This window comes from Amycolatopsis sp. w19 (assembly GCF_051373225.1).
Lineage (GTDB): Bacteria > Actinomycetota > Actinomycetes > Mycobacteriales > Pseudonocardiaceae > Amycolatopsis > Amycolatopsis japonica.
Window position 1 is genome coordinate 125,405 of sequence record NZ_JBPQFM010000007.1, and the last position, 11,660, is coordinate 137,064.

The following is an 11,660-nucleotide window of genomic DNA, read 5'->3' on the forward strand; positions in this document are numbered from 1 at the left end:
GTCAGGCGTTGACCGTGACGCCGGTGAACTTGACCTCGGTGTTGGGCGGGCCGGTGCCGTCGCCGTTGCCTGCCTGCGCGTTCGCGCCCGCCTTGGCGACCTTGTCGAGCACCTTCAGGCCCTCGTCGGAGATGCTGCCGAAGACCGAGTAGTCCGCGGGCAGTTCGGCCTCGCCGTAGACCATGAAGAACTGGCTTCCGCCGGAGTTCGGCTGCTGCGTCTTCGCCATCGCGAGGATGCCGCGGCCGTACTTGATCTCCTTGAACGCCTCGTCCGGCATGGTGTAGCCCGGGCCGCCCATGCCGCTGGCCTCGGGGTCACCGCACTGCAGCATCTGCAGGCCGGTGGTGCCGAGCCGGTGGCATTTGGTGTCGTTGAAGTAGCCCTGCTGGGAAAGGCTGATGAAGCTCTGCACCGCGCACGGGGCGAGTGCCCGGTCCAGCGTCAGCGGGATGTCGCCCGCGGTGCTCTTCAGCACGACGTTCACCGTGCCGTTCGAAGAGACGTCCTTGCCTTCCGGCTTGTTCACCTTCTTCGAAGCCTGCTTGCTGGCGTCGTCCTTGTAGTCGCAAGTCACCGGGTTCGCCAGCGGCGTCGGCCGCTTCGGCATCGGAGTGCGCTCCGTGGGGATGGTGACCTCGGGGGTCGGAGGAGCCGAGCTCGGGGAAGCGTCGGAGGCGGCATCGTCACCACTGTTACTGCTGACGATCCACCACACCGCGCCCGCCACGATGGCGACGACGCCGACGACCGCCACCGAGCCGACGATCCTGCGCCGCTTGGCCTTCTCGGCCCGTCGCACGATCTGTCGCTCGAGCTTGCGCTTCGCGGCTTCGCGGCGCTGCTGGTTGGTCGGCACCCGCCCTCCCGGTTTCCACTCGATGTCACACGTCTGAGGTAGCGGGAGTCTATTGGCACAGCCTGTGAGGCCCCCGTACAGGGGCCGCTAGGCTTACTTGATCGTGATCAGGGCCATCCTGTCACCTGTTCGGCGGAAGATCTGAGGAGGCGTTTCGTGCTGGTTGTCGGTTTTCCGGCAGGCCCCCTCGAAGCCAACTGCTACCTGCTCGCCCCGGAGGGCGGGGGCGAGTGCGTGATCGTCGATCCCGGCGAGGAAGCCGCCGAACCGCTGGAGGCCGCGCTCACCGAGCACGGTCTGACGCCGGTCGCGATGCTCGCCACCCACGGCCACCCCGATCACGTCGCTTCGGCGGGCGAGGTCGGCGCGCGCCACGGGATACCCCTCTATCTGCACGAGGCGGACCGGCCACTGCTCGGCCAGGACGCCGGTCAACGGAAGGACGGCATCGTGCCACTCGTCGATGGCCCGCTGAGGCTGGCCGGGCTGGAGATCACGGTGTCCGGCACACCTGGTCACACCGCCGGTTCGGTGGTCTTCGGGCTGACCGCGGCCGAAGGCGGGCGGATCGTGCTCACCGGGGACAGCCTGTTCGCCGGTTCGATCGGCCGGTCTTCCGGTGACGGCGGTGAGCTCGTGCGTTCCCTCGGCGCCAACGTGATGACGCTGCCCGACGACACCGTCGTCCTTCCGGGCCACGGTCCGGCCACCACGATCGGCCGCGAGCGGGCCGGGAACCCGTTCCTGGCCGGGACGGGCGCATGATGACCGAGCCCACCGGGATCCCGGAGACCCCCGAACGTCTCCCGCTGTTCCACGACGACCCCAAGCTCCGCCGCAAGCGCGGCTGCTCCAGCGTCGCCGGCGTCGTGATCTTCGCGGCCGCGTTCGGCGGGATCGCCGGGCTGATCGGCGGTGAGGTCGCCGGGCTCGTGGTCGCCGGGGTGATCGCGCTGCCGCTGCTGTACGTCATGTTCTACAACCTGCGCCGCCGGGTGTGGCTCGAAGGCGACACGCTCATCGTGCGGACGTGGGGTGTGCGGCGGATCGAGCTGACCGCGGCCGAGCGCATCGACCTGGTGATCAGCGACGTGCGCGGGACACGGACGGTCAGCCTGCTGGTGAACGCGGGCAAGCGCCGCAAGGTCGCGAAGGTCGATCTGGCCGTCTACTCGGGCGCGGGTGGCAGGGAACTGGGCATCCTGCAGCTGCGCAAGCTGGCGAACGCCCTGCTGAACAACACCGACGCGAACGGGCTCGTGTTCTCGGAACTGCTGGTGGCGCAACTGAAATCGGAAGCGCGTGGCGACGCGGCGGCGGAGCGGCCGCTCTACCGGCTGGCCTCGGCGGCACCCGCCGGGAAGTACATTCAGCGGTTCACGATGGAGGCGGTCAGCCGCTTCGTGGCGACCCTGGACTGACGGTGCGGGTCTCCAGCTTCTCCAGCCGGGCCTTGATCTCCTCCAGCTGGTAGACGATCTCCGGCAACTCGCCCGCGGCGAAGGTCGCCAGCCGCTCCGAGTGCTTGAGCGTCGCCCGGACGTCGTCGAGCGCGGCGGCGATCTTGGGGACCGCCTCGACGGCTTCGAACGTCGAGACGAGCACGCGCCGCGCGACGGCGGTCAGCTGTTTCGGGACGGCGAACACGGCGTCGAACATGGCCCCTCCGATCACGCGGCGAACCTCGGGTGCGGCCTCTTCGTACCCGACTCCGGCCCGTGCTCGCGCGGCGGGCTCGCGCTTTGGGGCGCTTGTGGCTACAGGGACTCTTGGGGCTCCCGCGAGGCGATCAGCGCGGCCAGCACGGTGGTGACCGGGACCGCCGCGACGATGCCGACGCTTCCGGCGAGCGTCCGCACGATCTCCTGGGCGATGTTCTCCGCGCCGAGGATCGAGCCGAGCCCGACGCCCGAGAGCGACGTGTACAGCAGCACCGGCAGTGCCGCGCCCGCGTACGCCATCACGAGCGTGTTGACCGCCGAGCCGACGTGATCGCGCCCGATCCGCAGGCCGGCGCCGTACAGCTCACGCCAGCCGAGCGCCGGGTTCGCCCGCCGGAGTTCCCACACCGCGCTCGTCTGCGTCACCGTGACGTCGTCGAGCACACCGAGCGCGCCGATCACGACACCCGCCAGCAGCAGTCCCCGCGCGTCGATCCCGTGCCCGAGCGAGCCGATCAGCTGGGACGTGCTGTCGTCGAGGCCGGTCAGTGACGCCGCGGCCGAGAAGATCGCCGACAGGACGCCGATCAGGACCAGGCTCACCAGGGTGCCGAGCACCGCCACCGAGGTTCTCGCGGACAGCCCGTGCGTCAGGTACAGCGCGACGAACATGATCGCGCCCGCGCCCGCGATCGCCACCAGCAGCGGACTTTCGCCGGCGAGGATCGAAGGCAGTACGAAGAGCGCCAGCACCAGGAAGCTCAACCCGAGCGCGATCAGCGCGGCGACCCCCTGCCACCGGCCGAGGACGATCACCGCGAGCGCGAACAACCCGGCGAGCAGCAGCAGCGGCGTACCACGCTGGAAGTCGACGATCTGGAACGACGCGGGGTTCGCGACGTCCCCGCCGTTGTAGGACAGCACCACCTGGTCTCCCGCGGCGAACCGCGGCGTGCTCGGCTCGATGGGCAGCGTGAGCTTCAACGGCTTCCCGGGCGCGGGACCGTCGGTCATCGTGAGTTCGCTGGTGAGACACGGCTTCGCGTCCGGTGGCGGCTCGCCGACCTGCACCTGTCCTTCGGCGAGGCACGGTCCGGTGATCGTGCCGGTGACCGTCGCGTTCACCGGGGTTCCCTGCGGGAAGACGCTTTTCGCCGGATCCTTGCCCCACGGGTAGAGGACGACCATCCCGGCGACGGTCGCGACGGCGAGCGGGATCAGCAACCACATCAGCAACTGCCGGACCCGGCGCGACGCGGGTGCCGCCGGTCCGTGACCGTGCGAGTGCCCGTGGCCGACCGGCTCTGGTTCGGGCTTCGGTTCGGCGGCGCGACGTCTGCCCGGTTCCGCCGGTCGCGGCCGCTGGGCCGGTGGGCGCGGGCGCCGCGTGCCCTCGGGCGGCGGCGTCCGGCGCGGCGAACGGGACGTTCCGGGCGAACGATCGGACGGGGTGTCCGTTACCCGGCGAATCGGGCCGGTGTCGTCGTCGGAGATGTCGCGGCGGTTCACCCGCACATCCTCCACAGTCGGCGGCGCGTGCCGCACACGGCCTATCCGAATGCCTGCCGAAGGTGGACACGGCGATAGGCCGAAGGCGGGGTGTCGAAGTGGTCGAGGAAGGCTTGGCGAAGCGTCTCGGTCGAGCCGAAACCGCATCGCCTCGCGATCGAGGACAGCGGAAGTTCGGTACCGCACAACAGTTTCGCCGCGTTCTCGGTTCTCGCGGCCCGCACGTACCTGCTGGGTGTGGTGCTCAGGTGCGCGTCGAACAACCTGGTCAGCTGCCGGGGGCTGATCCCGGCCCGTTCGGCGAGGGCGGCGGTGCCGAGATCGCCGGCGAGGTGTTCGGCGACGTACGCGGTGATGTCGCGGACCAGCCGGTTCTCCGGCGGCGGACCGGACAGGAACATGCTCACCTGCGCCTGGTTGCCCGGCCGCTGCAGGTAGGTGACGAGCATGCGGGCGACCTCCCTGGCGACACTCGGGCCGTGGTCCTCTTCGACGAACGCGAGGGTGAGGTCGATCCCGCTGGTGACCCCCGCCGCCGTGTAGACGTTGCCGTCGCGCACGTACAGCGGCACCGGGTCGACGTTCACCTGCGGATAGTTCGTCGCGAGCCGGTTCGCGAACCGCCAGTGGGTGGTGGCGCGGCGGCCGTTGAGCAGTCCGCACGCGGCGAGCACGGTGGCGCCGGTGCACACCGAGGCGACACGACGGCTCTGCTGCGCGAGCCTGCGGACGTGGGTGACGAACCGCGCGTCCGCGGCGGCGGCTTCGTGACCGGTACCGCCCGCGACGATCAGCGTGTCCAGCCCGCCGGTGATCTGGTCGAGCCGATGCTGTGCCTGCAGGGTCAGCCCGGACTCGCAGCGGATGCCCCGTCCGTCGACGCTGGCGAGCATGATCTCGTATCCCGGCTTGCCGCCGAGTTTGGTCGCGGCGTCCAGGACATCCGACGGACCGGCGATGTCGAGCAACTCGGCGTTGCTGTAGCCGACGATCAACACTCGTCTGGGTGAACCCGGCATGATCGAACGCTACCAGCAGTGCCCGGCCGTCGGACGTTGTTCGCAGGAATCCGGACATCCGGGCCACCGCGGGCCCGCCGCTCCGACACCGTTGTCCCCATGACAGACGACAAGAAGACGATCGCGTTCGTGGTGTATCCGGGGATGACCCCGCTCGACATGGTCGGGCCGCTGACCGTGCTGGAGGGGATGGCGAGCACGGCGCAGGAATACCGGACGGTCGTGGTCGGCGAGACGAAGGACCCGGTCATCACCGACAACCCCCTGAAGCTCGTGGCGACCCACACCTACGACGAGGTTCCGTCGCCGTACGCGCTGCTCGTGCCCGGTGGCGCCGCACCGACGCTGAAGGCGCTCGCCGACGAGAAGCTGGTCGGTTACCTGCGCGGCGCGGCGGCGAACGCCGAGCTCGTGACGTCGGTGTGCACGGGATCGCTGCTGCTGGGGCAGGCCGGACTGTTGAAGGGCCGCAAAGCCGCGACGCACTGGATGTTCCGTGAACTGCTGGGCGCGTTCGGCGCGGAACCGGTCGCGGAGCGCTGGGTCGAGGACGGGAACGTGATCACCGCCGCCGGGGTGTCGGCGGGGATCGACCTCGCGCTGCACTTGGTCGAGCGGCTCGTCGGCGCCGAGATCGCCAGGACGATCCAGTTCGTCATCGAGTACGACCCGGAGCCGCCGCAGGGCCCGCTGGACTGGTCGAAGCGTCCGTACGGGGACCTCAAGCCCTTGCTGGAGCACACGTTGAACGAGGCGCTCGCGGACGAACCCGCGTTGCGGGACAGGCTCCTCGCGCACACCGGGAAGTAAGGGGGACGGCCATCCGGGTGAGAAATCGACGTCTCGGGGACAGCACCGGGTTACATTCGGGTCATCCGTCCAGGTGATAGGTGGTTCGTGGAGTTCAAGGTGCTCGGCCCGCTCGCGGCCTCGGTCCCGCTGCCGTCGGCGGCTCAGCCCCGTCGGGTGCTCGCGGTGCTCCTGACCCGGCCGAACGAGTTCGTCCACCGGGACACCCTCGTGGACGAACTCTGGCCGCAGGGACCGCCGTCGAGTGCGGCGGCGGTCGTGCAGATGGCGGTTTCCAAGCTGCGCAAGGCGTTGTCACCCGGCCTACCGGTGGACGACGAGCGGCAGCGGCTGCGGTCCGGCCGGAGCGGCTACCGGCTGACGGTGGCGGACGGCGAGCTGGACGTCGCCGGTTTCTCGGAGCTGACGGCCGCCGCCGCGAGCGCGACCGGTGACGAACGCAAGGCGTTGCTCGAACGGGCGCTGGGGTTGTGGCGTGGCCGGGCCTTCGCCGACGTGCCGGTCGGTCCGCTGGTGGAGGCGCACCGGTTGTGGCTCGAAGACCGGCGTTGTTCGGTGTTGGGCAGGCTCGTGGAACTGGAACTGGCCGCCGGTGACCACAAGTCGGTCGCGGACCGGCTCGGACCGGAGCTGGCCGCCCGGCCCGGCGACGAGCGTCTCGCCGGGTGGCTGGCCGAGGCGTTGCACGGTCTCGGGCGGCGCGACGCGGCGCTCGCCGTCCTCGACCGCTGCCGCCAGGCACTGTGGGAACACGCCGGAGTCTCACCGGGGGACGACCTGCTCGCGGTCCGCCGCCGGATTTCCGGAACCGGCTGGTCGGCGGGCGGCGCACCATGCCGTCTGCCCGCCGCGACGCCGGATTTCACCGGCAGGGCGGCAGAGCTGGCGGAAGTCGCACGCGCGGTGCGGTCTCCCGCGCCGATCGTGCTGCACGGGGCGGCGGGAGCGGGGAAGAGCGCGCTGGCCGTCCAAGCCGCGTGGCGCGTGCGCAAGCGGTTCCCGGACGGCCAGCTCGTCGCCGACCTGCGTGAACCCGGTGATGTCCTCGCCGGGTTCCTTCGCGCGCTCGGGCTTGCGGAGGCGGAACTCCCCGCGGACCGGGCCGGGCTGCTCTCGTTGTGGCAGAGCCATTCCGCCGACCGGCGGCTGCTGGTGATCCTCGAGAACGCCCGGTCCGAAGCCGAAGTGCGGCCGTTGCTGCCGAGTGGTCCCGGCTGCGCGACGATCATCACGACACGGCGGCGGCTGGCCGGTCTCGTCGGCGCCAGGCCGGTCGAGGTCGGGGCGATGTCCTACGAGGACGCGCGGATGCTGCTCGGCGAGATCGCCGGAGAAGCCCGGTGGTCCACCGAACCCGACGCCGTCCGCCGGGTGCTGGCCTGCTGCGACGGTCTTCCGCTGGCGGTGCGGGCAGCGGGGACGAAGCTGCTGCAGCGGCCTCGGCTGAGTGTCGCCGAGTTCGCGACCCGCCTGGAGAACGAGCGGCTGCGCCTCGACGAACTCGCCGCCGGTGACCTGGCCGTCCGCCCGGTGCTCGCCGAATCCCTCGCCGAGCTGCCGGCGCGACAACGGAATTCCCTGCGGCTGCTCGGTTTTCCCGGTGCGACCGAGATCGCCGACTGGTTCGCGACGGCCATGCTGGGCCGTCCGTCGCGCGAGGCGGCGGAACTGCTCGACGAACTCGTGGACGACCACCTGCTCCACGCCGAACCGGATCAGGCGGGTTTCCTCCGGTACCGGCTGCCGGGGCTGACCCGGCTCGCACTCCGCGAACCGCCGGATCCCGGAGCTCTCAAACGCGGGCTGACGGTGATGGCGGCGTTGGCCGAACACGCTTCCGCCGCGCTCGGCGCGGAGTACCCGCCCTCAAGGCGCGATGACGTCCCGGTCGCTGTTTCGGACCGCGTCGCGGCCGACCCGAACGGCTGGCGGGTCGCGGAAACCGCGAACCTCGCGCTCGCCGTCCGTACCGCGAAGAACCATGGCTGGACCGGGCTGGCCATGCGGCTGGCCGACGCCTACAGCGATCTCGTCGGCCCCCGGAAAGGCGGTTCCTCCGCCTGGCTCGGATTCGGCATCGTGCGTGATCGTCTCGATGTCCCCGCGGAGGCCGAGAAGCTGCTGAAGCTCGGGCACGCCCACGCCGACGCGGGGGATCTGGCCCGGGCGAGGACCTGTTTCTCGTTGGCGGAGAACAGATTCCGCTCCGTGGGTGATCAGCCGGGCACCGGGTCCGCGCTCGTCGCGCTCGCCGACGTCGACGCGGACTCCGGCCGGGCCGGTGCGGCGGTCCACGCGCTGCGGGAGGCGCTGGACCTGTTGCGGGACTGCGGTGACCTCGCCGGCCAGGCGATGGCGTCGGCGCAGTTCGGCTCGCTGTGGGACGACCTCGGCGACTTCCGCCGGGCGAAGGAATGCTTCGACGCGAGCCTGCTGCTTTCGCTCCATTGCGAAGACGGGCAGCAGCACGACAGGTCCGCCAAGCGGTATGCCGACGTCCTGCGACGGAACGGCCGCGTGGACGAGGCCGGCGCGCTGCTGACGAGCGCCCTGATCGGCACGCGGAGCTCGCGTGAACGCCACTGGGAGGCGCACGTCCTCCGGAGCCTCGGTGACCTTCACGCCAAAACCGGCGACGCGGGGGAGAGCGAACGATGCCTTTCGCGGTCACTGGAACTGTTCGAGGACGTCGGGCATCGGCACGCCGCCGCCTACACGCATCGCAGCTTCGGCGAGTCCTTGCGCCTGGCGGGTGAACACGGCCGTGCCGCCGAGCACCTGAGCCTGGCGATGAGTACCTTCCGTGAGCTCGGAGACCGCCGAGGCGGCGGATACGCCCTGCTCAGCTTCGGACGTCTACGGGCCGACGAAGGCATCGCGACCGAAGCCGCCGAAGGGCTCCGGACCGCGGCGGGGCTGTTCCGGGAACTGGGATTCCCGGTGTGGGAACTGCGTGCGCTCCAGGGTCTTTCCGTCGTGGACGAGAGCGGACGCCAGCGGGATCGGGCTCGTGAAGCCTTGACGAAGATCCGCTTCGGGGTGACGCCGGCATAGCCCGGCGGAGGGTCTACGGCCGCGTTGTTTGGCGAAGTTATGGCGACGGTGTGTTGACTGCTGCTCATGTGAGCGGACTTCGCGCCGCCCCGAATTCGCGGAACTGGGGGTGGCGGCGCGTGCTCGTGGCCGGGTGACGCCTTCAGAGGGCAGGAGGCGTCACCCGGTTCGCAGAGCTGGGGTGTGTCTCAATCCGGAGTCGGCTGATCAAGTGAGGACACGCGCGCGCGTTTCTTTTCGGCCGGAGGCCTCGGAGTCGCGAAGGCGGGCCGCTGACACGGCTGAGTGAGTGGCCGGCTGATGCCGCGGCCCGGCTGCGGGACTCCGAAAGCGCGCCTCGAGAGACACTGCCTAGCCGCGGACGTGCAGGATCGCGTCCGCGTCGCTCAGCATCTCTTGGTCGAGCGGGAAGTAACCCTGTCGCGGGGTGGGATCCGTCCGGACACTCGCGGACGGGACATCGGACGCGGGGAGCAGCCCCCACGCCGTGGTGACGTGCTTCTGCAGGAACCCCTCGTAGGTGTCAGGCTCCGGCTCCGCGAGCGCGATGTCCTCGCTTCCGCCGAGGCTGGTCGCGACGAACGTGTAGCGATCGCCGAGCAGCGGCGCCACCAGCGCGCCGGCGGGGAACCAGCTGGTCTGGGTGTCGGCGACCCGCATCGTGCTCGCCTGTCGCCGCAGATGGAGGTTGTGGGCGAAGACCAGCGTCCGGCCGCGACCCGCTTCGGCGGCGCGGATGTCCAGCAGGTTTCGCGCCATGAAAGAGTCCCTGGCCGCGACGAGGGGCGCGTAGCGCTCCTGCGGTTCGAGAGGCTCGGCGCATTGCCGGTGGTAACGCAGCAGATCGATCCCCGCCATGAGATGGATCTCCGCCCGTGACCACGCGTCCGATTCCGGCTTTCGGGAGCGAAGCGCGGCGAGCAGATCGGCCGCGATCGCGCGGAGGCGGTAGGCATCGGCCGTGGCGCCGGGCGAGGAAGCCGCGTCCAAGACGGCTTCCTCGCGGCTCCACCGTTCGTCGTCGCCCGCCGGACCGGCGATGTCCACGTCGAGCCCGAGGAAGTCGCGGGCGTACTCGAGGTAGCGCCGTGGGCTGGGCGCGGACGTGTTCTCGGTCTGGGTGTCGAAGCCGTGGAACGAAAGGCGCTCCTCGGAGGGCCGGTTTTCGTTGTACTCGCGCATCCACGCGATCAGTCGCCTGTTCGCTTCAAAGCCACCGAAGGCGTGTGAGAAGCCTTCGCTCATCGCGAGGTCGAGGGTTCCGGTGCCGTCTTGGACGTAGTCGTTCGCGACGAGGGCGGCCACGCGATCGGTTTCGAGGGCGATCGAGCGGAAGCCGCGCTCGACCAGCTGGGCGAACAGTTCGTTGCGGATCTCCGCGAAGACCGGGGTCGCGTGCGTCGGTTCGCCCAGGGCCAGCAGGTCGCAGGAGGGGGTGACGAAGTCTCGGATGTCTTGACTCATGAGATTCAAGCATATCGTTGATGTTCCGGTTGAAACTTGGCTCGGGTTGGCCTGCGGATTTCGCGCGAAAGCTTCAAACCGAACGTCAGGTGGTGATCTTGACTCGTCCCTCCCGAGTACGTGAAGGCCTCCTTCGCTACTTTCAGGGTAGGCAAGGAGGCCTTCACGGACCCGCACCAAAGGCTGCGACACCGCAAGAAATTCACGGACGAATAGCTGGATCCCATTTCCTTCTTCCGCTATAAAGCTTTAAAGGACCCTTCGCGTGCGAAGGCACTTCGCGCGCGAAGCAGCGTTTAAGATACGTGCGGGAGTGCAACTGATCAGCACTTGAGGTGAATTGCCGCGTGGCAATCACCGCGCGGCCGGAGTTCGGCCCTACTTTGTCCCGCATGGTTGAGAAGGATTCGACGGCGCGGACCCGGGAACTGGGTCACCGCATGAAGGCGTTCCGGCAGCGCAGGCACTTCAGCGGAGCCGACGTCAGCCGCCGTAACGGCTGGTTGCAGAGCAAGGTCACGAGGTGGGAACAAGGGCTGCGCGAGCTGTCCGTGGTGGACGCGGCGCTGTATCTCGCGACCTGCGGCGAGGCGGAGCCCGAACGCGATCTGCTGCTGGAACTGACCCAGCCCGGCGGCGACCTGTACTGGGTCCGGCCGTACTTCGACGAGCTCGTCGACCCGATGAAATCCCTGGAGATACAAGAGAACCTCGCGCATACGCTGGTGCGCTACGAGTCGTTGACGCTCCCCGGGCTGCTGCAGACCGAACCGTACGCCCGCACCGCCTTCGAACTGATCGGCAACCGCGACCAGGCCCAGCTGGACCAGGTCGTCAACGCCCGGCTGGAGCGGCAGCGGTTGCTGCGGCGGGATCGTCCGCCGCGCTGCCGGTTCTTCGTGCACGAGCGCGCCTTGCGGTCGGTCGTCGGCGGTCCCCGGATCATGCACGAACAACTGCTCCACCTCGTCCTGTCGGCGAATCTGCCCTATTGCTCCATTCGCATCGTCCCCGAAAGCGACGAAGTGGGCAGGGTGCTCGAGAATTCCTTCACCATCATGGAATTCACCGAACATCCGGCGGTGGTGTACACGGATTCCTATGCGGCCGGGGTGTTCATCGACGACAGGGTGGCGGTCGAGGCCTATTATTCGCTCGTCGCGAGGTTGGAAAGCGATACCCTGACCGAGGAGAGATCACGGCAAATGCTCGCCGAATGGGCGGACCGGTACGACCGGATGGAGGAATGACCCGTCCGGGGTTTCCCGCCGCCTCCGCAGGGGG

10 protein-coding genes are annotated in these 11,660 nt (G+C 69.5%); 5 read left to right on the forward strand and 5 right to left on the reverse strand.

Going from position 1 to position 11,660, the window contains the following annotated elements; all coding sequences use genetic code 11:
• Position 1: 1 nt before the first annotated feature.
• Positions 2-859 carry a peptidylprolyl isomerase gene (locus ACSMFO_RS16795; protein WP_038512535.1) on the reverse strand — a complete coding sequence of 286 codons (858 nt, stop codon included), beginning with the start codon at positions 857-859 and terminating at the stop codon, positions 2-4.
• Between the two features lie 156 nt (positions 860-1,015).
• On the opposite strand from ACSMFO_RS16795, the gene ACSMFO_RS16800 reads away from it, so the two are divergent.
• Both ACSMFO_RS16800 and ACSMFO_RS16805 read left to right on the forward strand, forming a co-directional pair.
• Positions 1,016-1,624: an MBL fold metallo-hydrolase gene (locus tag ACSMFO_RS16800; protein ID WP_436459429.1), complete on the forward strand. Its 609-nt coding sequence runs from the start codon at positions 1,016-1,018 to the stop codon at positions 1,622-1,624.
• Positions 1,621-2,280, forward strand: coding sequence for a hypothetical protein (locus ACSMFO_RS16805; protein ID WP_436459431.1), 660 nt, complete (start codon positions 1,621-1,623; stop codon positions 2,278-2,280). Before ACSMFO_RS16800 ends, ACSMFO_RS16805 begins: the two co-directional genes overlap by 4 nt.
• Here the strand turns inward: ACSMFO_RS16805 and ACSMFO_RS16810 are convergent.
• The 3 genes from ACSMFO_RS16810 to ACSMFO_RS16820 all read right to left on the reverse strand — a co-directional run bounded on the left by ACSMFO_RS16810 (position 2,252) and on the right by ACSMFO_RS16820 (position 5,048).
• Entirely contained in the window at positions 2,252-2,533 is a 282-nt protein-coding gene (locus ACSMFO_RS16810) for a hypothetical protein (protein WP_436459433.1), read from the reverse strand. The two genes, ACSMFO_RS16805 and ACSMFO_RS16810, sit on opposite strands and share 29 nt — an antisense overlap.
• A gap of 83 nt (positions 2,534-2,616) precedes the next feature.
• A complete protein-coding gene (locus tag ACSMFO_RS16815) occupies positions 2,617-4,029 on the reverse strand; it encodes a YibE/F family protein (protein ID WP_436459435.1) in 1,413 nt (470 codons plus the stop codon).
• A gap of 41 nt (positions 4,030-4,070) precedes the next feature.
• The gene (locus tag ACSMFO_RS16820) at positions 4,071-5,048 is read right to left on the reverse strand and encodes a GlxA family transcriptional regulator (protein WP_360090409.1); all 978 of its coding nucleotides are present in this window, start codon (positions 5,046-5,048) and stop codon (positions 4,071-4,073) included.
• Positions 5,049-5,147: 99 nt separating this feature from the next.
• Here ACSMFO_RS16820 and ACSMFO_RS16825 point away from each other — a divergent pair, with 99 nt between their 5' ends.
• The gene (locus ACSMFO_RS16825) at positions 5,148-5,858 is read left to right on the forward strand and encodes a DJ-1/PfpI family protein (protein ID WP_038512552.1); all 711 of its coding nucleotides are present in this window, start codon (positions 5,148-5,150) and stop codon (positions 5,856-5,858) included.
• Between the two features lie 87 nt (positions 5,859-5,945).
• On the forward strand, positions 5,946-8,912 hold the full coding sequence (locus tag ACSMFO_RS16830) for a BTAD domain-containing putative transcriptional regulator (RefSeq protein ID WP_436459436.1): 2,967 nt from the start codon (positions 5,946-5,948) through the stop codon (positions 8,910-8,912).
• Between the two features lie 351 nt (positions 8,913-9,263).
• Here the strand turns inward: ACSMFO_RS16830 and ACSMFO_RS16835 are convergent, their stop codons facing one another.
• Positions 9,264-10,376: an erythromycin esterase family protein gene (locus ACSMFO_RS16835; RefSeq protein WP_436459438.1), complete on the reverse strand. Its 1,113-nt coding sequence runs from the start codon at positions 10,374-10,376 to the stop codon at positions 9,264-9,266.
• Between the two features lie 392 nt (positions 10,377-10,768).
• Between ACSMFO_RS16835 and ACSMFO_RS16840 the strand changes: the two genes are divergently transcribed.
• A complete protein-coding gene (locus ACSMFO_RS16840) occupies positions 10,769-11,626 on the forward strand; it encodes a helix-turn-helix domain-containing protein (RefSeq protein WP_073843704.1) in 858 nt (285 codons plus the stop codon).
• Positions 11,627-11,660 lie beyond the last annotated feature (34 nt).

Excerpts from the sequence above, each read along its gene's own strand:
- ACSMFO_RS16835 (WP_436459438.1), bottom strand. The coding sequence starts at position 10,376 with ATGAGTCAAGACATCCGAGACTTCGTCACCCCCTCCTGCGACCTGCTG.
- ACSMFO_RS16820 (WP_360090409.1), bottom strand. The coding sequence starts at position 5,048 with ATGCCGGGTTCACCCAGACGAGTGTTGATCGTCGGCTACAGCAACGCC.
- ACSMFO_RS16825 (WP_038512552.1), top strand. The coding sequence starts at position 5,148 with ATGACAGACGACAAGAAGACGATCGCGTTCGTGGTGTATCCGGGGATG.
- ACSMFO_RS16805 (WP_436459431.1), top strand. The coding sequence starts at position 1,621 with ATGATGACCGAGCCCACCGGGATCCCGGAGACCCCCGAACGTCTCCCG.
- ACSMFO_RS16840 (WP_073843704.1), top strand. The coding sequence starts at position 10,769 with ATGGTTGAGAAGGATTCGACGGCGCGGACCCGGGAACTGGGTCACCGC.